The organism is Sorangium sp. So ce131 (assembly GCF_051519095.1).
GTDB lineage: Bacteria > Myxococcota_A > Polyangia > Polyangiales > Polyangiaceae > Sorangium.
Genome location: NZ_CP150455.1, coordinates 3948609 through 3971800 on the forward strand (window position 1 = coordinate 3948609; position 23192 = coordinate 3971800).

General features: G+C 72.8%; 17 protein-coding genes. 3 read left to right on the plus strand and 14 right to left on the minus strand.

Going from position 1 to position 23192, the window contains the following annotated elements:
* Positions 1-38: 38 nt before the first annotated feature.
* From WMF43_RS14640 to WMF43_RS14650, 3 genes are all read right to left on the minus strand, one after another.
* Complete coding sequence (locus WMF43_RS14640) at positions 39-992, minus strand: hypothetical protein (RefSeq protein ID WP_437680783.1); 954 nt, start codon at positions 990-992, stop codon at positions 39-41.
* The gene (locus tag WMF43_RS14645) at positions 989-1543 is read right to left on the minus strand and encodes a hypothetical protein (protein ID WP_437680784.1); all 555 of its coding nucleotides are present in this window, start codon (positions 1541-1543) and stop codon (positions 989-991) included. Before WMF43_RS14645 ends, WMF43_RS14640 begins: the two co-directional genes overlap by 4 nt.
* 135 nt (positions 1544-1678) lie before the next feature.
* Complete coding sequence (locus WMF43_RS14650) at positions 1679-2077, minus strand: hypothetical protein (RefSeq protein WP_437680786.1); 399 nt, start codon at positions 2075-2077, stop codon at positions 1679-1681.
* Between the two features lie 753 nt (positions 2078-2830).
* On the opposite strand from WMF43_RS14650, the gene WMF43_RS14655 reads away from it, so the two are divergent.
* The gene (locus WMF43_RS14655; protein ID WP_437680787.1) at positions 2831-3982 is read left to right on the plus strand and encodes a formylglycine-generating enzyme family protein; all 1152 of its coding nucleotides are present in this window, start codon (positions 2831-2833) and stop codon (positions 3980-3982) included.
* A 41-nt stretch (positions 3983-4023) separates the two neighbouring features.
* Here WMF43_RS14655 and WMF43_RS14660 read toward each other — a convergent pair whose 3' ends face one another.
* From WMF43_RS14660 to WMF43_RS14675, 4 genes are all read right to left on the minus strand, one after another.
* Entirely contained in the window at positions 4024-5205 is a 1182-nt protein-coding gene (locus WMF43_RS14660; RefSeq protein ID WP_437680789.1) for a serine hydrolase domain-containing protein, read from the minus strand.
* Between the two features lie 437 nt (positions 5206-5642).
* Complete coding sequence (locus WMF43_RS14665) at positions 5643-6536, minus strand: hypothetical protein (protein ID WP_437680791.1); 894 nt, start codon at positions 6534-6536, stop codon at positions 5643-5645.
* Positions 6533-7129: a hypothetical protein gene (locus WMF43_RS14670; RefSeq protein ID WP_437680793.1), complete on the minus strand. Its 597-nt coding sequence runs from the start codon at positions 7127-7129 to the stop codon at positions 6533-6535. Before WMF43_RS14670 ends, WMF43_RS14665 begins: the two co-directional genes overlap by 4 nt.
* Positions 7129-7695: a hypothetical protein gene (locus WMF43_RS14675; RefSeq protein ID WP_437680795.1), complete on the minus strand. Its 567-nt coding sequence runs from the start codon at positions 7693-7695 to the stop codon at positions 7129-7131. Before WMF43_RS14675 ends, WMF43_RS14670 begins: the two co-directional genes overlap by 1 nt.
* Positions 7696-7749: 54 nt before the next feature.
* Here WMF43_RS14675 and WMF43_RS14680 point away from each other — a divergent pair, with 54 nt between their 5' ends.
* Both WMF43_RS14680 and WMF43_RS14685 read left to right on the plus strand, forming a co-directional pair.
* Positions 7750-8394 (plus strand): TetR-like C-terminal domain-containing protein, encoded by a 645-nt coding sequence (locus WMF43_RS14680; RefSeq protein WP_437680797.1) that lies wholly within the window; start codon positions 7750-7752, stop codon positions 8392-8394.
* Positions 8395-8507: 113 nt separating this feature from the next.
* Positions 8508-12545 carry a hypothetical protein gene (locus tag WMF43_RS14685; RefSeq protein WP_437680798.1) on the plus strand — a complete coding sequence of 1346 codons (4038 nt, stop codon included), beginning with the start codon at positions 8508-8510 and terminating at the stop codon, positions 12543-12545.
* A gap of 30 nt (positions 12546-12575) precedes the next feature.
* On the opposite strand, the gene WMF43_RS14690 is transcribed toward WMF43_RS14685, so the two are convergent.
* The 7 genes from WMF43_RS14690 to WMF43_RS14720 all read right to left on the minus strand — a co-directional run bounded on the left by WMF43_RS14690 (position 12576) and on the right by WMF43_RS14720 (position 23166).
* Positions 12576-13934: a hypothetical protein gene (locus WMF43_RS14690; RefSeq protein ID WP_437680799.1), complete on the minus strand. Its 1359-nt coding sequence runs from the start codon at positions 13932-13934 to the stop codon at positions 12576-12578.
* Positions 13935-14012: 78 nt separating this feature from the next.
* The gene (locus WMF43_RS14695) at positions 14013-15137 is read right to left on the minus strand and encodes a hypothetical protein (RefSeq protein ID WP_437680801.1); all 1125 of its coding nucleotides are present in this window, start codon (positions 15135-15137) and stop codon (positions 14013-14015) included.
* A 474-nt stretch (positions 15138-15611) separates the two neighbouring features.
* Positions 15612-17150, minus strand: coding sequence for a thrombospondin type 3 repeat-containing protein (locus WMF43_RS14700; protein WP_437680803.1), 1539 nt, complete (start codon positions 17148-17150; stop codon positions 15612-15614).
* Between the two features lie 14 nt (positions 17151-17164).
* Positions 17165-18670 carry a hypothetical protein gene (locus WMF43_RS14705; protein ID WP_437680804.1) on the minus strand — a complete coding sequence of 502 codons (1506 nt, stop codon included), beginning with the start codon at positions 18668-18670 and terminating at the stop codon, positions 17165-17167.
* Positions 18670-19701, minus strand: a complete 1032-nt coding sequence (locus WMF43_RS14710; RefSeq protein ID WP_437680805.1) for a hypothetical protein — start codon at positions 19699-19701, stop codon at positions 18670-18672. The genes WMF43_RS14705 and WMF43_RS14710 overlap by 1 nt, the downstream gene beginning before the upstream one ends.
* 398 nt (positions 19702-20099) lie before the next feature.
* Positions 20100-21767, minus strand: a complete 1668-nt coding sequence (locus WMF43_RS14715; protein WP_437680807.1) for an FAD-dependent oxidoreductase — start codon at positions 21765-21767, stop codon at positions 20100-20102.
* Positions 21768-21882: 115 nt separating this feature from the next.
* Positions 21883-23166, minus strand: coding sequence for an endonuclease/exonuclease/phosphatase family protein (locus WMF43_RS14720; RefSeq protein ID WP_437680808.1), 1284 nt, complete (start codon positions 23164-23166; stop codon positions 21883-21885).
* Positions 23167-23192: the final 26 nt, after the last annotated feature.

Here is a 23192-nt window from a genome sequence, read left to right on the forward strand (position 1 = left end):
CGCGGCGCCGGCCGCGCGCGCCGGCCAGGGCGCGGCGCTCACGCGGCGCCGGGCGGCGCCTTGGCGGGGCCGCGCGGGTCGGCGCTCACCCCGAAGGCCGCGACCGTGAGCACCGCCATGAGCGCGCCGAACACGACGAGCCCCATGAAGGCCGCGATGCCGGCGTGGAGCGCCACCGTGGCCGCCACCCAGAGCCGCCGCGTGCGCCGCGGCCAGATCAGGACCGCGTAGCCGGCCTCCACGAGGATCACGAGCCAGCCGGCGATCATCGGGATGAAGGGGTGCTGCGCCATCCAGGAGAAGTCGACCTGGCGGTACCCGGGCAACATGACCGAGCGCCAGACCGCCTCCCCGTTCCACCACGCTTCGCCGGACGCCTTCGCGAGCCCGCTCGCGAGGTAGGAGATGCAGAGGTGCACCTGGACGACGCGCAGCGAGAGCCGCGTGGTCGCCGGCGGTCCTTGGGGCGCGCGGGCGCGCCGGCGGTCCAGCGACAGCGCTGCTCCCGAGGGCATCCAGAGGAGGTAGAAGAGAAAGATGTTGGCGTAGTTGTCCGCCCCGTAACTCGTGCTGTCCGCCGTCATCATCAGCAGGAAGTGGGTGAGCCAGGCCAGCGCCGCCGCCGCCCTCGTCCGCCACCCGACGAGCAGCGCGGCGAGCGCGAGCGCGTAGAGCGCGCCCGCGCCGAGGACGACGGACTCCTCGCCGACGCCCAGCGGCGCGAGGCGGTCGATGAGCCAGCCGATGCGGAGCAGGTCGCTCCTCGCGAACACCTCGTTGAGCGGCCCCTGGAGAATGCCGGATCGCCCGTACAGCTCGAGCAGCGCCGGGGCGACCATCGCGGCCTGGAGGAGGAGGACCGCCGCGAGCCCGATCCGCAGCGCCGCGAGGGGCGCCGCCGACGCGGGCGCGAAGGCGAAGCGATCGATCGAGAGCCACGCGTGCTCGAGCGACGCCCGGCCCGCGAGCCGGAGGACGGCGCGCCCGCTCACGGCGCCCCCCCGTCTCGGGTCGGGGCGGCGCGGAGCTGCGCGCGGGGGACGAACTTCGCCTGATAGTGCAGCTCGCACCGGAGGCCGTCTCCCTGGCGATACACGTGTATCGGAGCGACGTCGCATTCGTCCACGCGCACGACGACGCTCCGGGCTCCAGGGTGCCTGGCGAACATCTTCCCTGCCCAGGACGCGGCGATCGAGCGTTTCAGCGCCTGATCCTCCTCCAGCTGGAACTTCCCGACGACGTTCCCGGTCCGCAGGTCTGCCTCGGTGTTCGCCCCGGACTCGAGGTGGTCGATGATCACCGCCCCCGTCGCGTCCACGACCTCGAACGTGGCCATCGGCGGCGATCCGAAGTCGGGCGCGAAGAAGGAGTACCCGCTGTCGGCGCCGGAGAGCGCGCCGTAGCCGGCGATCGCGTCCGCCATCGGCCCTCGTCCTCGAAGGTCGATCTGAAGCGCTCCCAGGATGATCACCAGCCCGAGGTGTCCCGCGGCTGCGACCAGGACGACGAGCGCTCGCCCCCGGCCGATCGTCTCTCTTCCCATCGTCCCCCCTTCACGACCGCCCCTCTTCGCCGCACATTCGCCGCACACACCGGCCGGTGAGCTCGCGCGCGGCGATGGAAGGACGGTGGGGCGGCCGGGGCCCGCGTCCTGCGCCGCTGGTCCGCAGCACCCGCCTCAGCGAGGGTCAGCGTGGCTCACGACCACGACCGGCGCCGGCAGCGCCCCGTACGGAGCCGCGTCGGAGTGCAGACGACCGCGGTGTCCGTGGCCATGGTGCCCATGGCCGTGGTGCCCATGGCCGTGGTGCCCGTGGCCGTATTGCCCGTGGCCATGGTGCCCATGGCCGTATTGCCCGTGGCCATAGTGCCCGTGGCCATGGTGCCCATGGCCGTATTGCCCGTGGCCATAGTGGCCGTGGCCGTGATGCGGCTGGTGGTGATTCCTCGCCTCCGTCGAGCTCGGAACCGGCGTCTCCTCGACCAGCGCGAGCTCCCCGACCGGCGTGGTCGTGGCGGCAGCGGCGAGCTGGGCTCCGCCGAGCACCGCGGCGGACGCCGCCAAGATTCCGATCAATTCCACATGCTTCATCATCGACTCCTTCCAGGTGGAGCGCCCGACAGGGCTCCACCGGGCCTCGCACCAATGCAAGCGGTACGCCGGTTCGGCCGGAACATGGGGTGACGGCACCGCTGTTATCGCCGGCGTCATCCCCGACATCGCTGGTTCCACGGCAGAAGCGCCGGTGATGCGCGGCGCGGTGTGCACGGTGCGTACAGGCGGCGAGACCGAGAAAGAACCGAGAAGCGGGCCGGGCGCGGAGATTCATCACCAGCGCTCGGCGCGCCGTGAGGCCTCGCTCCCGCGAAGCTGTCCAGTCTCGCGCGCCAGAGATCTAGTTCCGAGCGTCACAAGTCTGGCCAGAGATCCAGAGAAGATTTCAACGCAAAGGCGCAAAGGCGCAAAGACGAAAAGATACAGAGAAAATTCTGGTTTGCGCCTTTGCGCCTTTGCGTTGAAATCTCTCTTCTCTCGCCGTGATCCCTGCCATGGAGGGGCCCGCGGCATCATCGGTCGGGATCGGCTCCTGGCCCGGCGTCGTCGCGCGGCGCCTGAAGGCGAAAGCGGCGCGTCGGCGCCGCCGTGCCCAGACGACGGCTGGCTGTCCGTGGCCAGGCCCATCAAGGCATGGCGGGATCGTCTCAGGGAGATAGGGCGCCTCCCGTCCACCTGTATGGAGCCACCTTGACGAGCGGGACGCACCGCATGATGCTCCGCGTTATGAGGACCAGGCGAAGCGCGGCGACCGTATGGATGTGGGCTGCGGCTGTGGCTGCATCCGGAGGGTGCGCGCAGCTCATCGGGGCGGACTGGTCCAGCTACGATCCCGGCGAGGGGGGCCCCGAGGGCGGCGGGGCGGGTGGGAGCACGGCAGGAGGCGGAGGCGCAGGCGGCCTCCCCGCCGTCACTGCCGTCTCTTGCACGCCCGACGCCAGGCGGTGCCTGGACGACGGACCGCAGCGGTGTGGCGACGAGGGCGAATGGGAGGACGCGGCGCCGTGCCCTGCGGCGGCGCCCGCATGTGATGGCGGCGAGTGCGTGCCCCCGAGCTGTGTCGGGCTGGCCAAGGTGTGCGGGCCGAGCGGCGATGAAAGCTGCTGCGCGAGCGCAGAGGCGGTGCCTGAGGGCACGTTCAACCGGAGCAACGACAGCGGGGCTCCGGCGACGGTGAGCGGGTTTCAGCTGGATCGGTTCGAGGTGACGGTCGGGCGTTTCCGGAAGTTCGTGGAGGCGTATGACGAGGAGGGCGTGCGCCCGCCGGCGGCGGGAGCGGGCGCGCACCCGAAGATCCCGGGGAGCGGGTGGGATCCGGCGTGGGACGACAAACTGCCCGAGGACGCGGCGGCGCTGAGGGCGGCTGCGAACTGCGATCCGGAGAGGTACGAGGTGTGGACGGATGAGGCGGCCGACCATGAGCGGCTGCCGATGACCTGCCTGAGCTGGTACGTCGCGTTCGCGTTCTGCGCGTGGGACGGGGGCCGGCTGCCGACCGAGGCGGAGTGGAACTATGCGGCGGCAGGGGGAGACGAGCAGCGGGAGTACCCGTGGTCGGATCCGGCTGAGTCGACCGAGATCGACGGCAGCTTCGCGGTGTACAAATGCACAGGAGACGGGAATGCGGACGATGATTGCCCGCTCAGCGATATCCAGCCTGTGGGGTCGCGGTCGCCCAAGGGGGACGGCAGGTGGGGGCACGCGGATCTGGCCGGGAGCATGTGGGAGTGGACCCGGGACACCTGGTCTGAGTCCTACTCCGGATCATGTGAGGATTGCGCCAACCTGGAGAGCGGCTCCGAGCGGGTGATCCGGGGCGGGGCCTGGTACAGAGATTGGCAGTTCCTGCTCACGTGGCACCGCAACCACTACGAGCCGTCGATCCTCACCAGCCACGTCGGGGTCCGGTGCGCGAGGACACCGTAGCCGCGCGCCGCTCCGGTTGACCCGAAGCGTCTTCCGCCGACTCAAGGCGTCTTCAGGACGAGCAAGAGATCGTCCACGACCCTCTCGACGTCGGCGTCCTCGTGGTTGACCAGCACGGTGACGGCGGCGCCGCGATCGACCGCGCAGTACGACGCGGAGACGAAGCCCCACATGCTGCCGCCGTGCCCGCAGGTGGCGCCGACCGGCGACGGGCGCTGCGCCAGCCCGAGGCCGTACCCCGGCGCGTCGGCCGACAGGGAGCCGACCCAGGTGGTCATCTCCTCGAGCTCGGCCGGGCCGAGCAGCCCGCCGTCGAGGAGCCGGACGAAGAAGGTCGTGAGGTCCTCCGTGTTCGACACGAGGCCCCCCGACGTCCACGCGGACGACGCATCCACGGCGGAGGTCACGTCGACGAGCTTGCCCCCGTAGGACCCGTAGCCGCGCACGAGCCCCGGCAGGGCGGGCTCTGCGCCGTCGAGGTACGTGCTCGCGAGCCCCGCGGGCTCGAGGATGCGCGTGCGCAGGAGCTCGACGACCGGCTTCCCCGACACCGCCTCGACGAGGAGGCCGGCGACGATGTAGTTCGTGTTGGAGTACTCGAAGCCTCGCCCCGGCTCGAAGTACGGCCGCTCTGCGGCGGAGAAGGCGACGAGCTCCTCGGGCGCCCACACGCGGGCCGGGTCGGCCTCGACGGCGCGCAAGAAATCGTGGGTATCCGTGTAGTTGAACAGGCCGCTCGTATGATTCAGGATCTGACGTACCGCGATCTGCTCGCCGCCGGGAACGCCGTCCACGTAGGCCGCCACGGCGTCGTCGAGCGACAGCGCGCCTTCGGCGCGGAGCATCAGGACCAGCGTCGAGATGAACGTCTTGGTGATGCTCCCGGCGCGAAAGAGATCCCCCGGCTTGACCGGCGTGTTCGCCTCGACGTCCGCCATGCCCGCCGCGCCGCGGAAGGAGCAGCCTCCGAGGTCCACGGCGGCGGCAGCCCCGGGGAGCCCCTGCGCGTCGACCGCCGCGTCGAGCGCGGCCTGGAGCCTGGCGGCGAGCGCGTCGCAGTCCACCGCGCCGGCCGCAGAGCCCGAGCCCCCGGGCCCACCGCCGTGGTCGCCGTCGACGTTCGCAGAAGCCTCCGTGTTGCCGGCGGGGCCGGACACACACCCTGCGAGCGACGAGAGGACCGAGCAAGCAATCCAGGCTACCGAGTAAAGGACATGACGCATCGAGCGAATCTCCAGACCCCACGCGGACGTTGAGACGAGACCACCACGCCGGGACGACGTGACTCGGGCGGTTGCGAACGCTGCGCGCGCCGAGCGGCGGCAAGAGACGGAAGAGCGCTTTTGATGTCAATGAATTATCACAGTAAAAGTGGCATCGCGCACTGCTCGCTCAGCGGGCGTGACATCGCGCACTGCGAGAGCCAACAAGGATACAGCCTATCGGTGCGCGGCGCGTGGCGGATTCCCCATCTCGTCGGGAGGCCTGCCTGTGGCCTGGATCTGTCTCCTCTAGAACACCGCTCGCGTTGCATCGAGGGAGAAAGGAACGCCAAGGCGCCAAGACGCCAAGAACGCCAAGAACGCCAAGAAATGAGGATGTCTTGGCGTTCTTGGCGTCTTGGCGTCTAGTTTCTCGCTCGATTAACGTGATCGGTCTTCTAAAGGCGTACGCCGCCGCCCACCGCCACGCCCCACACGGTCGCGCCTCGCTGCCCCGCGAGGCCGAAGGGCGCGTCCAGGTTGACGGCGAGCTGCGAGCGCACGAACACCGCCTCGAGCTCCGCGTTCGCATACAGGACCGCCGCCCATTGCGCGAAGTCGCGGCCGGCGAGCGGCGCCGATTGCGCCAGCACCTGCACGCGCAGCCCGGGCGTCAGCCACCCGAGCCGCACGCCCGCGTGCGCGGCGGCCGAAAGCGCCAGGCGCGACGGGTTGGAGCTCACCGAGATGAGCGCGGCCGGCTCCAGCGAGGCGCCGAGCACCACCGGCGCCTCCAGCTCCGCCCTGGCGCGCAGCAGCAGCGCGATCGGGATCGCGTTGGGCGCCCAGAGCCAGGGGTCGCCGAACCCGCGCGCCGCGGTCGCGACCGCATAGTTGTACTCGACCTCCGTGTTCACCGGGATCGTCCCCGGGAACGTCGTGAGCGGCGGCGCCAGGCCGAGCCCGGCGTGGATCCCGCGCTTCTCCTCGTCGAGCAACGCGGCCTGCACGGCCACGAACGGGTTGCCGAAGCGGAACGACGACCGCCGCGCCTCGCCCTCCACCTGGAACGTGGTCCAGGCCGACGTCACGTCCGCGGTCGCGGTCAGCCACCCGTTCAGGCGCACGCCCGCCGCGATCTGCGGCGCGACATGGACGGTCGCGATCTCGCGGTCCTGCGGCGACGCCGAGAACACCCCGTAGAGGGCGACGTAGCCGCGGTCCGCCGCCCGCATCGGCAGGTCGCCCACGCCCTGGGCCGAGCTCCGCGCGGGCGCGAGCGCCGCGACCACGCCCACGAGCGCCGCGAGCGCCGGAGCCGCGCCGGCGCCCGCCCGCCGCCGCCCGCTCACTTCGTCCTCCGGAACTTCTGCACGCCGCGCCCCCGCAGGCTGGTCACGTAGACGCTCCCGTCCCGGCCGACCGCGATGCCGTGGCCCCAGTCGAGCTCCCCTGGGCCATCCCCCGCCGCGCCCCACCGCTCCACGATCGCCCCCTCGCGATCGATCCGCAGCACGTGCCCTCGGGGGCGCTCCGGATCCTGGTCGCCCCCGTCGACCACGTACAGGTGCCGGTCCGGCCCGTACGCGATGGCCCACGGCCGCCCGAGCGCCGCGCTCTTCCACTGCGCGAGGTACTCGCCGCCTTCGCTGAAGACCTGGACGCGCGCGTTCTCCCGGTCCGCCACGTAGACCCGCCCCTCGTCGTCCGTGACGATCCCGTGGGGCGTGTCGAACTGCCCCGAGGCGAAGCCCTTCTCGCCCCATTCCGCCAGGAACTCGCCGCTCGCGGAGAAACGGGCGACACGAGCGTGGTTGTAGCCGTCCGCCACGTACACGTCGCCGTTCAGGCCGAAGGCCACGTTCGTGGGCCGATCGAGCTGCTCGGGGCTCGCCGCGCACCCGAGCGAGACGAGCGACAGACAGAGCCAGCCGCCTGCGCGCATCACGGCACCTCGCCGAGCGTCATCACCACGCTCCCCTCCGCCGTCAGCTTGAACACCCGGTCCTGCTCGGAGTCGGTCACCCACACGAAATCGTCCCGATCGACCTCCAGCCCGTGCGGGTACACGAACAGCCCCTCTCCCCACGCGTCGAGCAGCTCCCCCGTCTCCGGATCGAAGACCAGGATGGTGGGCTCGCCGATCGGCGCGTCGTTGCCCGAGTCCCGCCCGGCCGCGTGGCTGACCAGCACACGCCCCCGCCCGTCGACCGCGACGTCGAGCGCAGGGCCGAACACCACCCCCTCGGGGACGCGCGGCCAGCCGTCCACCACCTCGTACGGCCCCGCGGGCACGTCGTCCGCGGCGGGAGGCCGCGACGACGTGCACGCCCCCGCGAGCGCGCCCGCCGCCGCCAGGCACGCCGCCCGTGCGCGCAGGCACGCCGCCCGCGCGCGGCCGCGCCGGGCCGCCCCGCGAGCCGCCATCTCGCAGCCGTCCCAGCCGCGCCTGTCGCCCATGTTGCCCCTGTCGCCCCTGCCAAGCAACTCCATGACGGTCGAGGATAACACTGTTATCCTATCGCCGTCAACCGGGCGAGGCGCGGGCGTGGCAGACTCGCGGGCATGGGTGTGATGGCCGCGGACGAGCCGGTCGAGCGCGTGTTCCAGGCGCTCTGCGACGGGCGCCTCACGCGCGACGACCTCACCGCCCGCAAGCTCGCGGCGTTCCTCGGTCAGACGACGATGGTGCTCTACCACCACTACGGATCGCTCGACGGGTTCCTCATCCGCGTCGACGGCGCCGGGTGGCGGATGCTCGCGGAGGGCCTGGAGGCGAGGGCGCGGGCCGGCGCCGACGCGCGCGCGCTCGCCGTGTACTACGTCGAGTTCGCGCTCCGGCGCCCGGACCTGTACTGGCTCATGGCCGAGCGCCGCTTCGATCGCGCCCGCCTGCGCGACGAGGGGCGCCTGCGGCTCGCGCGGCCGCTGTGGGGCGCCTTCGTGGGGCTCCTCGGCCGTTACGGCAGCGCGCGGCCGGCGGAGGACACACACGTGCTCTTCGCCGGCCTGCACGGCATCGCGATGCTCACGCTGAGCGGCCGCGCCAACCTCGGCGAGGACCCGGCCGCGGACCACGAGGTCGCCTTCGCCGCGGCGCGCCGCCTCGCGGACCTCGTGCTCCCGCCCCGCCCCGCCGAGCCGGCGGCCCCGGCGGCCCCGCCGGCCCCGCCGGCCATCGAAGGCTGCACCCTGCGCCGCAGCCGCTGAGCCGGCGCGCGGCAGCCGAGGATCCGGCTGGGACAACTCGGCACGTCCTGCGAGCGAGCGGCATCGATCTCTGCTCGGAGGTGCTCGTGCGCGCGCGACGCAGGATCGCTTGGTTGCTCGCCGGAGGGCTGCTCGCCGCCGGCGCAGGTTGTGGCGGCGACGAACCGGAGGCGCTCGGCGCGGCGCGGCGCGCGATCGCCGCGAGCGCGGACCGCGCCGCGCACGCGCCCGACGCGCTCGGCGCCCAGCGCGACGCGGCGATCGCCGCGAACGCGGACGCGAGCCTCCTCGTGGTCGCCTACACCGACCCGCGCGGCGCCCTCGCGAGCCCCGTCAGCCTGTCCGCGGTCGCGCGCTCGACGAACGGCGGGCGGACCTTCGCCGAGGTGCTCGGCCCGAGCGGCGAGAGCGCGCTGCGCGCCGCCGCCGGCGGTGAGGTGCTCGGCTCCCCCCGCGTCGCCTACGACCCGAGCCGCGACGTGTTCGTCAGCGCCTCCACGTACGTCCGCCCCGCCGACGACCTCCAGGGCCTCGGCCTCCACACGTCGGGCTCCGGCAGCGCGGCCGGAGCCGCGTGGTCCGGGCCGGTCGAGGTGACGCCCTCGTTCGTCGCGGGGGAGAGCGCCGAGCAGGGGTCCCTCGACGTCGACACCACCACCGGACGGCTCTCCGCGACCTGGGTCCAGCGCGGCGGGGCGTCCCCCAGGATCCTCTACAGCCGCTCCGACGATCTCGGCCAGACCTGGTCGCCCGCGGCGGTCCTCGCGCAGGCGCCGGCCGGCGGCGAGGTCGACGGGCCGAGCGCCCGCGTCCTCCCCGGCGGCGCCGAGCGCGACGCGGTCGTGTACGCCGTCTGGCGATCCATCGCGCCGGGGAGCTCCCTGCGCAACATCGGCTGCCGCCGCTCGACCGACGGCGGCGCCACGTGGGAGCCGCCCGTCCTGCTCGACGTGGACGGTTACCCCCCTGAAGATCAGGTCCTCGGCGTCGACCGTGCCAGGAGCTCCCCGTCGATCGACGTCGATCACGCCACGGGGCAGGTCTACGTGGTCTATCAGCGGAGCGGCGCCGGAGGGACGGGGGACATCGCCCTGCGCGCCTTCGCGGGCCAGTGCGCCGCCGGCAGCCCCGTGCTGCTCAACAGCGATCCAGGGCGGGATCGGGCCCAGTTCTTCCCGTTCGTCGCGGTCGACCGGACGACCGGCAGCGCGCACGTCGTCTATTACGACCAGGATGTCGCGGGCACGGGCGATCTGACCGAGATCATGCACACCTCGTCGATCGATCTGGGCGCAACCTGGAGCCCGCCTGCGCCGATCTCGGACCGCGCGTTCCACGCGGGGTACGGCAACGACACCACCCGGCAGAACCTCGGCGAACACATCGGCGGCGTGGCGGTCGCCGGCGAGCTGTTCAGCGCCTTCAGCGTGCCGGGCGACGCGCCGCGCTTCGACGAGGGGCAGCCGACGTCGGCGTCCATGATCGCGCCGAACGTCCATGTCGATGTCCGCGACGAGCTCGTGCGTGTCGTCCCGCTGCGCGCCGTCGGCACGCGGATCGCGGAGGCGGCGTGCGGCGATCGCGCGAACGAGCTCGTCGACCCGGGGGAGCTCGTCGAGGTCCGGGTGTACCTCGAGAACTACCTCGCCAACCCGGCCTCGGGCAGGACGACCGTCTCGGGGATCTCGGCGACGCTCGCCGCGGAGACCCCGTCCGTGACCGTCGTGTCGTCGAACGCGGACTACCCCGACATCGAGCCGCTCGGCGCCGCGGCGAGCGAGATCCCCTTCCAGATCAGCACGGCCCGGGACTTCGTCCCCGGCGACCCGATCGATCTGACGCTCACGGTGAGCGCCGATCAGGGCGCGATCGAGCTGCCGGTCCGGATCGAGACGGGCGTCCCCGGCGCGCCCGACGTCCTGCTCCGCGAGGATTTCGACGCCGCGAGCGCGCCCGCGTTGCCGTCCGGCTGGAGGTCGGAGCGCACCGGCGGGCCGGCCTCCGTCGCTCCCTGGGTCGTCGCGCAGACGCTGACGCCCGGCGACGACGCGGCGTTTCACGACGAGGGCCCGACGACGGGGAGCGTCGCGCTCGTGTCGCCCGCGGTGACGATCCCGGAGGGCTCCGGGGCGTCCTACGTCGCGCTCGATTTCGATCTCACCTACGACCTGGAGGACGATCCGCAGCGCTTCATTCAGGCCTTCGACGGCCTGACCTTGCGGGTCGAGGACGTCACCGACGGCGCCGCGCGGCGGGCGGTCCTCGCGGAGGCGTTCGCCGAGCGGATCACGACCGGCGCGAGCCACCACTTTCCCAAGCACCTCCCGGCCCTGGGCGACCCGGACTACCTGGGGGACCAGTCGGTGTGGTCCGGGAGCTCGGGCGGGCGCACACACGTGGCGATCCGCTTCCCGGGCGAGGGGATGCGCGGGCGGACCGTCCAGCTCCGGTTCGAGTACACGCAGGACTCGACCCTGCGCTGCACCGACGTCGGGCGCGCCGGGCCGTGCGGCGTCGCGATCGACGACGTCGTGCTCGCCGCGGTGCCGGTCGAAGCCCGGGGTTGCGGGGCGGATCTGGAGATCGCCCTCGATGCCGCGCCGGATCCCGTGGCGCCGGGGGAGCAGCTCACGACCACGATCGCGGTCACCAACGAGGGGCCGGGCGACGCGAGCGACGTCGTGGTGACGTCCATCCTGCCGGACGGGGCGAGCCTCGTCGGGGCCGCCGGGGCCGGCTGGACGTGTGGCCTGGAGGACGAGGAGCTCGTGTGCCGGCGCGCGTCGCTCGCCGCCGGGGCGAGCTCCTCGATCGCGGTCACCGTGGTCGCGCCGGCGCTCGCGCCGCCGGCGGTCGTCGGCGAGATCGAGAGCGAGGCGGAGGTCGACGCGGCCGAGCACGATCCGGATCCGGAGAACAACGAGGACGAGCTGAGCACGGTCGTCTCCGTGCCGACGCGCGTGATCGGCGTCTTGACGGTCGTGAGCACGCGCGTCGCCGACGAGTCCGTCGTCTACACGCTGCTCCTCAACAACACGGGGGGTCGCGCGCAGCGCGACAACCCGGGGTACGAGTTCACGGACGTGCTGCCGCCCGAGATCGCGCTGAGCGGCGCGATCGCGGAGAAGGGGGCGGCGGCGGCCGATCCCGTGACGAACTCGCTCGGCTGGGACGGGGAGGTCGCGCCCGGGGAGTGGGTGCTCATCTCGATACAGGGAGAGCTCCTGCCGTTCACCGAGGGGCTCGTGGTGTCGAACCAGGGCACGGTCTACTTCGACGCCGACTCCGACGGCATCAACGAGTCGAGCGTGCTCACCGACGATCCCGTGCTGGCCGGCGCCGCGGATCCGACGCTCCTGCTCGTGCTCCCCGCGATCTGCGGCGACGGCGAGCTCGGGCGCGGCGAGGAGTGCGACGACGGCAACCTGTTCGACGGGGATTGCTGCTCGGCGCTGTGCGTCGCCGAGCCGACCAGCGTCCTCTGCCGACCCGGCTTTCCGTGCGACCCGGCGGAGTACTGCGACGGCGCGGGGAGCTGTCCCCCGAACGTGGTCTTTCCGGACGGCACGTCCTGCGGTGACTTCGATGCCTGCAACGGAGACGAGGTCTGCTTTGAGGGGGACTGCTTGAGCAACCTTCCCCTCGACTGCGACGATGGAGACCCGACGACCACGGACGAGTGCCATTCTATGTACGGCTGCCGCAACACGCCGATCGAGGCGTCGACCGCCGCCGCCGGGGGGGCCGGCGGCGGCGACGGGGGCGGCAGGGACGTAGGCGTCTTGGTCGGCGCGGGCGGCGGCGGAGCTGGGGGAGGTGGCGGTGTCGGCGGAGCCGGGGGCGCCGGTGGAGTCGGCGGCGGCGGCGGTGGAGCCGGCGGCGGTGAAGCCGGGGACGGAGGGGACGGTGCGGGGGCCGGCGGAGCCGGCGGCGACGGCGGGGGTCGAGACGCGGCAGGCGGGGAGGGGGGCCACACCGGCGAGGGGGCGCCGCCCGAGCCGTGCTGCTGCTTCAGCTGCGCCTACGCCGCAGCCGGCGGCGATGCGAGCCGCACGCCGGGGGCAGCGGGGACGGTGGCTAGCGTCCTGGCGCTCGGGATCGTGTGGTGTTTCCGCCGCCGACGCAGGGAGCGGCGGGAGCACGCCGGGTGAGGGCAGAGCGCCGCGCTCGCTCCCTCGCCGTCACTTGTAGAGGAAAACCCCCTTCAGATCCTCGGTTTGCGAGATGGCCGCGCCGTCCTTCCACGAGGTGGCGCGGAACTGGTAAATCATGCCCGGCATCAGCGCCGGGCCGTCGTACGCGACCGAGACGTCCTCGCTCCCATTCACCCTGGGCACCTCCGTGTTCTCCCAGATCTTCTTGCCGAGCGCGTCGAACAGGGCCACCCCGTAGAGATCTTCGCTGGAGTCGTCCTCGAACACGAACGTCGGTGTCCCGCTGACCTCCTCCAAGGTGCTCGCGCCGGGCGACACGACCGCGAGCGCTCCCGTCACCTTGAACGATTCCTGCACCGGCAACTCTGCGCCCGCGACCGTGATGCGCACGATCTCGGTCCCGCCGATCGACGTGTCCGGATCCCGCACGAGGGCGTCGTTCTCGAACGCCGCGAGGATCACGTACTCGCCGTCGGGCACGCCGTCGATCGAGAACACGCCGCTGACGTTGCCCTGCCGGAGCCCGCGCGGGGTCTCGCCGCGCGCGGCCGTCGCATCGAAGGTGTCGGCCACGACGAGGATGACCGACGTCGCGCTCCCGCCGGGCGCATTCACGATCTCCACCTTGCCGCTCACGACCGAGGTGGCCTCTCCGGTCTCGTGCAGGTCGACCCCCTTGGTCTCCGCGCCCGCGCTGACCGTCGCGGTCGCCGTGTCGAGCGCGAGGCCGGCCGCATACCCCTTCACCGTGACCTCGCCCGACGGCACGTTGAAGATCGTGTACGTCCCGTCGAGGTCGGCCGCGCCCGTGGCGCCGCCCGCGACCACCAGCGTCCCGCCGGGCGTGTCGGCGCGCACGACGCCTGAGACGGCCCCGAGATCCGCGCTGTCCGGGAGCGGCAGCAGCGCGATCTCGGTGGCCGCCGACGCGATCGAGGGCGGCTGGCCCGCCGCGGTCGCGAGGTCGATGGGCAGCGCGACCCGCGGCGCCTTCGGGAACGTCTCGTAGGCGAGCGCGTCGGCCCGCAGGGTCACGTCGGCCTTCACGGGCGCGCCGCTCGCGTCGCGCCGCGCCGGCACGACGAGCTCGTACGTGCCGTCCTCCTTCGTGACGGCCACCCGCGAGATCACCGCGTCGTTGGCGTCGCGGGCGAGCACCCGCGCGCCCGCGATGGCCTTGTCGTCGAGCGAGTCGACCACGCGGCCCCTGAGGGTCACCGGCTCGAAGCAGGCCGGCTCGGCGCCCTCCACCTCTTCACACACCTGCGTCGCCGCGCACCCGGTCTGCGCGGACAGCGAGCAGCTCTGCGATTCCTCGTCGCCCCCGCCGCACCCCATCCCCACCGAGGCGCAGAACATCCCGACAGCCATTGCGCGCGTCCCCATCCCCATCCTTCGCATCGACGGATCTCCTTTCACGTCACGTCTCGTCGCCACGTTCACAACGCCCCAGCACGCGGCCGGCTAGCGGATGTAGGGCTGGCAGCACCCCGTGATGCAGTATTCGGCGGCCGAGCAGGGCTCCTGCCCGGGCAGCCCGCACGGCTGGACCCCCGGCGCGCACTGCCCTCCGCTGTCGCCGCCGCTCCCGCCGCCGCCGGTGCCGGGCTCGCCGCCGCCGGTGCCGGGCTCGCCGCCGCCGGCGCCGGGCTCGCCGCCGCCGGTGCCGGCCTCGCCGCCGCCGCTCCCGCTGCCCTCGAAGCAGTCTGCAGGCAGCGTGTCCTTGCCGAGGCACAGCTCGCAGCGGCCGCAGTCGTTCAGGCAGGCGGTCACGGGCGTGCACGGCTCGCAGCGGCTCGGGTCGGTGATGCCGTCCCGCGAGCAGGAGCCTTCGCCCGTCCCGTCGGCGTCCGAGCCGAGCCAGACATAATCGCCGCTGCCCGCAGGCAGCTCGCAGCAACCGAAGCAGTCGCAGCCGTTCGGCGTGAGCGGACCGCAGAGGGTATGGCACGCGTCCGACTGCTCCCGCTGCAGATCGCTGCAGCTCTGGGTCTGGGCGCCCGGCGTCGTCGCGCGGGGGTTATAGGCGCACATCTCCCCGTTGTTCGACTCGGGGTGATAGCCGGGCGCGACCTCGTTCGGATCACACTGGTGGTTCCAGTGACAGTCGTCGTTGCCCGAGCCGGAGTCCTGGTCGAAGTAGCAGTCGACGGTGCACGAAGGCCCGGCCTGGCCGGGGATCCCGCCGTAATAGCTGTCCTCGGTGTTGTCGCACGGACCGAGGCAGTCCGGATCCTGCGAGTCGAGCAGCCCGTCGCCGTCGTTGTCGATGAGATCCCCGCACAGGTACGTCTTGCCCTGACAGGTAGCGATGCTCGTCGGGGGCGCGATCCCTCCCGCGCCCGCGCCGCCGCTCCCGCCGCTCGCGCCGCCGCCGCCGCTCCCGCCGCTCCCGCCGCTCGCGCTGCCGCCGCCGCTCCCGCCGCTCGCGCCGCCGCCGCCGCTCGCGCTGCCGCCGCTGTCCGCGGCGCCGGCGCCGCCGGACGGGGCGGCCCCGTCCACGGTGCTGTCGCTACAGCCGACGCCGAGGGTGAATCCGAACAAGGTCGTCGTCAGCAGACTCAGAGAGAGCGGGAGAGCAAGGCGCATGGTATCTCCAAAGGTGGCTTTCAGCACTCCCGCCTACAGCGCAGGCTGCGGAGCGGGTGTACCGGCGCGGTCCAGCAGGCTAGTCACATCGCCGCGCGCTCACGGCTCATAAAAAAGCACGGGTACACAAAAATGCCGGTAACCGCTGGGATCCGGCGTGCTGCCGTGGGGCGATGCCCCACGTTGTTCCTGGGTCGGCCGTCCCTGGCGCCTTTTCCAGGAAGCTGACGGAAGCTGACGGAAGCTGACGGAGGCTGACGGAGGCTGACGAGCGGGCGCTCGCGTCGATAGCTGTGTGCGCACCTGCACGGCACGCGGTCTCGCTCCGCGAGGCTGCCGGGCGGATTGAGCCGACCACGCCACGAGAGGAGTCGCTTCCTCTCCTGGCGTCCTCGGTCGGCCTCTGGTTGGCTGTTGGTTTCTTCTATCGAATCGGCTGCTTACGAGCCGGTGTGACCGGCCGCCGCGCGGCGGTCACCCCGCGCGGCGGCGCCGCCGGCGGGATCCCAGGCCGATCGCGCCGGCGAGCAGCGCCGTCAGGCCGACGAGCTCGCCCGCGCCGCCGTGCCGCTGCATCGCAGGCATCGCGCAGACGAACCCGGACGAGACCTCGGGCTCCGGGGCCGCCCCGCCGCCGCCGCCGTCGCTCCCGTCGTCGCAGGCGTCGCCGATCCCGTCGCCGTCGCTGTCGCCCTGATCGGCGTTGGCCACGAGCGGGCAGTTGTCGGCGCCGTCCTCGAGGCCGTCGTCGTCGTCGTCCGCGTCGTTGCTGTCGCAGGCGTCGCCCTGGCCGTCCTCGTCGCTGTCGGCCTGGTCGGGGTTGTGGACCGCAGCGCAGTTGTCCTGCTCGTCGGCCGCGCCGTCGCCGTCGTCGTCCTCGTCGCAGGCGTCGCCGAGCCCGTCGCCGTCGACGTCGGCCTGGTCGACGTTCGGCGCCTCGTCGCAGTTGTCGGCCGCGTTGGTCACGCCGTCGTCGTCGCTGTCCTCGCACGCGTTGCCGACGCCGTTGCCGTCGCTGTCCGTCTGGTCGGGGTTCGGGACGCCCTCGCAGTTGTCCTGCTCGTCGAGCACGCCGTCGCCGTCGTCGTCGCCGGCCGCGTGATCGCAGGCGTCGCCGCGGCCGTCCGCGTCCGTGTCGGTCTGGTCCTGGTTCGCCGCGTTCGGGCAGTTGTCCTCCGCGTCGACGAAGCCGTCGTTGTCGTCGTCGTCCTCGCAGGCGTCCCCGGCGCCGTCGCCGTCCGTGTCCTCCTGGAAGATGTTGGGCACGCTCTCGCAGTTGTCCTCGGACTGCGGCAGGTTCGGCAGGCCGTCGTCGTCGATGTCCAGATCGCAGGCGTCGCCGAAGCCGTCCCCGTCCACGTTCTCCTGGCCGGGGTTCGGGTTGCCAGGGCAGTTGTCGTCCGCGTTGAAGAGCCCATCGCCGTCGAAGTCGATGTCCGGCTCGCAGGCGTCCCCGGTGCCGTCGCCGTCGGCGTCCTCCTGGCGCGGGTTCACCGCGGTGAGGCAGTTGTCGCAGGCGTCGCCGATCTTGTCGTCCTCCACGTCGGCCTGGTCCGGGTTCGGCTCGAAATCGCAGTTGTCGATGTCGTTGGCGACGCCATCGTCGTCGAGGTCCTCATCACAGACATCGCCGATGTCGTCCCCATCGGCGTCTTCCTGCCCCGGGTTCTGGAGCGACTCGCAGTTGTCGTCGTCGTTGCGGACGCCGTCGCCGTCGAAGTCGCCGTCGCAGGCGTCGCCGACCCCGTTGGCATCGAGATCCGCCTGGTCCACGTTCGATACGGCAGGGCAGTTGTCGCAATGATCTCCGACCCTGTCTCCGTCGCTGTCCTCCTGTGCCGGATTGGGTACACTCGGGCAATTGTCGTCCTGATCGATGATCCCGTCGACGTCTGTATCCGGGTCTTCCGCCACCGCCAGGGCCGGCAGCATCAGCGCGAAGAGGCCCGCCGCGAGCCCCATGGTGAAACGTCGCCCGCGCGACCGCCCGAACCCTCTCTCCGAACGCCTCATCGCGCCTCCCTCCTTCATGGCAAGAGCTTCGTCACGAACACGTCCGCGCCCTTGCCGCCGCCGAGCTGCCTGTCGCCGAACGCCACCTCGCCGGTGAACGCCCCGGTCACGAACACCTGCTCGTTCTCGTCGAGCGCCGCGCCCGTCGCCCAGTCCGGCTCCGGCCCGCCGAAGCGGTGGCTCCAGCGATAGCCGCCCTCCGGATCGAGCTTGGCCACGAAGATGTCCGTCTCCCCGGCGCTCGCGAGCGGCGCGCCCGCGAGCTTCAGCTCCTCGCTGAACCCGCCGGTCACGATCACGTTCCCCGCGCCGTCGACGAGCAGCTGCCCCAGCGACGCGCCGCGCTCGCCGATCGCCCGGCTCCAGCGGTGCTCGCCCTTCGCGTCGAGCTGCGCCACGAACACCGCGGTGCCCTCGCCGGCGCGCCGGGGGCCGCCGCCGAGGTCGATCGTCCCCCGGAACTCCCCGCCCACGGTCACGTTGCCCGCCCCGTCCACGGCCACGGCCACGGCCCGCTGCGGCCCCGCGTCGCCGAAGCGCTTGCTCCAGCGGTGCTTGCCGAGCGCGTTGAAGCTCGCCACGAACACGTCGAAGTCGCCGGCGGTCCGCAGCGGCCCGCCGCCGAGGTCGATCTCCCCGGCGAAATCGCCGACCACGATCACGTTGCCGAGCCCGTCGAGGGCCACCGCGCGGGCCTGCTGGTCGAAGCCGTCGCCGAAGCGCCGGCTCCAGAGGTGGTTGCCGGCGTCGTCGAAGCTCGCCACGAACACGTCGCTGCCGCCGGCGCTCTCGAGCCGGTCCGGGCCGATCGTCATCGCGCCCGAGAAGCGGCCTGCCACCGCGACCTGCCCGTCCTCGCTCGCCGCCACGCCCGTCGCCGCCTGCGGCCCCTTGCCGCCGAGCGGCTGCACCCACAGCTCCTGCCCCTCGTCGTCGAGCCGCGCGACGTAGCCGTCCCGCCCGCCGAGGCTCGTCCGCGGCGCGCCGCCGAACTCCAGCGTGCCCGAGAACTCCCCCGCGACCAGGAGGTGCCCCTCCGGATCCCGCGCGAGCGCGTTCACGATCTGCGGGTCGAACGCGCCGAACCGCCTGAGCCCGAGCCCGGACCCGTCGCTCTCGGCGAGCCGGGCGAAGAAGACGTTCTCCGCGCCGACCGAGTCCACCGCGTCGTCGTCGAGCGCCACGCGCTCCGCCTTCGTGAGCCTCCCGACGAGCGCCGCGCTGCCGTCGCTCGCGACCGCCACGCTCGGCCCGGCCTGCTGCCCGTCCCCCCCGAGCTCGCGCGCCCACTGCACCTCGCCGCCCGGCTGCGGCGCCTCGCCGCCCGCGCCGCCGCCGCCCTCGGAGCCCGCAGGATCCGACAGGGCCAGCTCCGGCGCGCAGCCCAGCGCCGCGCAGCCCAGCGCCGCGCAGCCCAGCGCCGCGCAACCCAGCGCAGCCCGGCCCAGCGCCGCCCAGCCCCGCGCCGCCCGGCCCAGCACCGCCCCGGCCGCCATCGAACGAAGATCCCGCGCCCTCATCAGAACACCCCTTGCCAGATGACGCCTTGCGTCATCGGCGTCACGAGCGGCATGAGCGACGCGGCCCGTTCGCTCCCTGCCGTCGGGCGCAGGAGGATGCCGCCCACGGCCGCGCCCACGCCGGCGAGCCCCACCACGCCGAGCGTCACCGACAGACCCAGGCTCCGGTTCCACCGCCCCCGGAGCGCGTCCATGCTCTCGACGTCGTGGGTCCGCCGGTCGCACACGGACCCCGGGCATTCCGTCTCGAGGGCGTCGCGCGCGGCCGCGTGCTCGACCGCGAACGCCACGCTGCCCGCGAGCGCCGCGATCCCGACGCCGCCCGCGGCCCACGCCCACGTCGGCACGGGCGCGCGCGTGTCCCTGGGCGGGGCCTCGGGCGGCAGCGGTCCCTGGACGCCCTCCGGCGGGGCCGAGCGCCCCGGGACGAGGGCGACGTGGACCTCCACCGGCGCGAGCTCCGCGTCCTTGAGCTCGACGTCGCGCCGCTCCGTCCGGAAGCCGGGCGCGGTCACCACCACCTCGTGGCGACCCGGGTTGAGCTTGCGCGGGTACGCGAGCGCCGCGGGGGGGATCGGCTGGCCGTCCACCCGGGCCTCGACCTCGGCCGCGGGCGCGCCCTCGATGTGCAGCACGAGCGAGGGGATGCGCGCGTCGAGCCGCTCGACCATCTCCGCGGCAGCCGCCCGCGCCTGCGTGAACGCCGCGGGCTCCTGCGCCCCGCGGGGCAGGTGCACCACCTCGTACGCCGTCTCGCGCGCCTCGATGAGGTGGCCGAGCGCCTCGTCGGCGCGCGCGAGGTCGAGCCCCGTCGTGGGGACGCGCATCAGCGCGTGGGCGGCCTGGAAGTCCGCGCGGGCGCCGGCGACGTCGCCCGCGTCGCGCTTCTTGCGCCCCTCGATGAGGAGCGTCCGGGCGGTCTGGCGGTCCGCCGCCGAGGGCTCGGCCCGGGCCGGGAGCGCTCCGGCCATCGAGAGGACGGCCAGGGCGATGCCTGCGGCGCGGGCGGCACGAGGGCGCAGCAAACTCATGTCATCACCAAGAGGCCGGGACCTCCCCGGCCAACCTGGTGATGATCGCACGCGGGTTGTGCGGGGGTCAACTACCCCATCGCCGGGATCCGCGCATGCGCGCGTTTTCGTAGGTTTCGTAGGTTTCGTAGGTTTCGTAGGTCGCGCAGCGCTGCTGCGGGAAGTCCCTCGGAATCAGCAGAAAAAACGCCAAGGGCGCCAAGACGCCAAGGGCGCCAAGAGGAGAGGGAAGGGCCGTCCCTGCATTCCCTTCTTCTATCTCCCTGTTTTCTTGGCGCCCTTGGCGTCTTGGCGCCCTTGGCGTTTTTCTGCCGATCCGGGGCCGCGTCCCGCCGTGGAGGCAGGTTGCGTGTGGCGGTGCGGCGTATCCCGCGCGCGCGGCGGCGCGGCCGGGGTGATCAGGTGGCGGGGCGGCTCTGGGGCGACATCGACACGGCCGACACCGGGGCGGCGCCCCCGTCCGTCGCCCTCGACGACGCTGCCCCGTCGGCGGCCGGCGCGCGCGCGGGCGCCGGCGCCTCGAGCGGCGGGACCGGCGTGAGATCGGCCTTGGCCGGGCCGCGGATGACCCGCCCCGTCGCCTCGAACCGGGCGCCGTGACAGCGGCAATCCCAGCTGCGCTCCGCCGGATTCCACGACACGATGCCGCCGAGGTGCGTGCACATGGCCGACATCTCGTGGAGCTGCCCCGCCGGATCGCGGTAAATGGCGAGCTTCTTCAGGCCCCTGCGCACGACGGCGCCGGAGCCCGGCGCGATGTGCGACGCGTCGTGGACCTCGCCCGCGCCGAGCCACGCGGCGTACTGGCAGGCCACGTTGACGTTCTCCTTGATGTACTCGGACACGGCCCCGGCGCTCAGGTTGACGCGGGTCGGGTCGTAGAGCGACGCGAAGCGGTTCTCGCGCCCCTGCACCAGATCCGAGATCACGATGCCGGCGATCGTCCCGTGGGTCATGCCGTTGCCGCAGTCGCCCGTGGAGATCAGGATCCGCGAGTCCTTCTTCACGCGGCCGATGTACGCGAGCCCGTCGACGGTCTCCATCACCTCGCCGGACCAGCGGTGCAGCACCTCGCCGGCCTGCGTGAAGCGCTCCCTGGTCCACGCCTCGAGCCGCGCGTGGCGCTGGTCCGCGTCGCTCGCCTGGCCCGTCTTGTGGTCCTCGCCCCCGACGATGAGGATCTCGTCCGGGCCGTCCGCGCCGTCGACGTTGGCCAGACGGACGTAATGGAACGGGTCGGCCGTGTCCCAGTAGAGGCCCGGCGGGACGGCGCCCCGGGGCATGCGCAGGCCGATGGCGTAGGTCCGGTAGCCGGCCTGCTTCATGTGGACGCTGATGCGCGGGATGAAGGGGGAGTTCGTGGCGAGCACCGCCTCGCTCGCGAGGACCTGGTGCCCGCGCGCCGTCTTGACGACGACCTTGTGGGGCACCTCGTCCTCGGCGACGTCGACCACGTGCGCCAGGGTGTAGAGCTTGCCCCCCTCGCGCTCGATCGCCCGCGACAGCCCCGCGAGGTAGCGGCGGATATGGAACTGGGCCTGATCGGGGAAGCGGACCGCGGGCCCCGTGTCGAAGTCGATCAGCGGCGCCCGGTCGACGTAATGCACCGAGCCGAGCCCGGCCCGGTGGGCGGCCTCGATCTCGTCGCGGAGCGTGGACGTGAACGACCCCGGCGCCGTGAAGAGGTAGCCGTGGACGCGCCGGAAATCGCAGTCGATCTCCTCTTCCTTGACGATCCGCTCGATGGTCTCGATCGCGTTCGTGTGGCTCCGCGCGGCGAGGCGCAGGTCGCGCGCGCTGTGCAGCTTCGCGAGCGAGGCCCAGCGCCGGTCGAGCGCGTTCGTGATGTGCGCGGTGGTGAACCCCGACTCGCCCCCTCCGACCGCGCCGTTGTCGAGGACGATGACGCTCTTGCCGGCCTTCGCGAGGAGATAGGCCGTCGTCAGCCCGGCGATCCCGGCGCCCACGACGCAGACGTCCGCCTTGTGGTCGGCGGCGAGCGGGGCCATGGGGGTGATGACGGCGTGGGTCCAGACCGTGTTCTTGTCGTAAGCTCGATCGGTCATATTCTCTCCGCGTTTCTACGCCGAAGGCCGCAGCCCGGCGCTCGGTCATCGATCGCGTCGAACGCCTCCGGGGAGGCGAGGTGAAGCAGGGAGCCTTCATTGCGCGCCGCACGTCTCATGAGGCGCGCCTCGACAGGGTGACGAGCAGCCCGTAGTGATCGGAGAAGCCGCTCTTCAGCTTCTTCTTGCCGGCGTCGATCGTGAGGCTCTCGCGCATGATCTGGGCCCCGGCGGCCTCCCCCTCGAAGCCGCGCAGGAGCACGTGGTCGATGAGGGTGCCGCGGGTGCCGCGCCCCCCGTCGAGGGGGTTGTCGAAGCAGTAGGTGCACCTCGCGTCGTCCTGGGACGCGTAGGGGTTCACGAACCCGCGCTCGACCAGCCTGCCGTAATGGGCCGGCAGGCGCGCCGAGATCGACGGCGGCTTGGCCGGGCCGGTGTTGAGATCGCCGACGAGCAGCGCCGCGCCGCGGCCGCCCGTCTTCTGGTCGACGTAGGCGAGGAGCGCGTCGATCTGCGCCGACTGGTCCTTCAGCCAGGAGGCGTTCCGGGGGTGCGGGACACCTTCCATGTTCGCGGTGAGGTGCGTGCAGAAGACGTGGAGCTCGCCGACCGAGGGCGGCGAGAGCCTGGCGTAGAGCACGGCGCGGCGGTCGATCGCGGACGGGAGCACGAGCGCGTCCCGCTCGAGGATCTCGGCGTTCGTCAGGATGGCCGTGCCCGCGGCCCCGGAGTACGCCTCGAGGGCCGTCGCGCCGCCGACGCGCGCGGGGGGACGCGCGCCGGCGGCGCTCTTCGCCGGCGTGCGGAGGCACGCTCGGGCGAGCTCGTCAGGCCCCTTCCGCGGGTTCGCGGAGAGGCAGTTGAAGCACTCCGGCGACAGGCCGGTGAGCTTCGCGGAGCAGCTCTGGAGGAGGCAGGGGAGCAAGGCGTGCTGCGTCAGGCCGGCGCAGCGATCCGCGGCGCACGCGACGAGCGGATCCGTCTCCTCGCGCGTGCACCCGCCGTCGCCCTGACCCGGCGGCAGCCTGAAGGTGTTCGGGAGCGTGCTCGCCGTCGACGCGACGAGCTTCTGCCAGTGCTCCTCCAGCCAGAACTCCTGCACGCAGAGCAGGTCCGCCGGCTGCCTGGCGAGCTCGCGGATGAGCGGATCCGCGCGCTCGTCCACGTACTTCAGCACGCCCATCGCGAGGCCGCCGTTGTAGGTGGCCACGCGAAACGTGGTGGGGGACTCCGGCGCGTCCCCCGCGCGGTCCACGCGCGCGCGCCCCTCGGCTTCCGTCGCGGCGGCGCGCGGAGAGAGGCTGCCGTCCGGCGCGCCGGCGCCCTCGCGCCCGGGGCTCTTCTCGCCGCTGCACGCGGCCAGCGCGAGCAGGCAGACGATCGTTGCGCTCCGGGGCAAGGCCGACGCCATCGGGCGAACGAGAA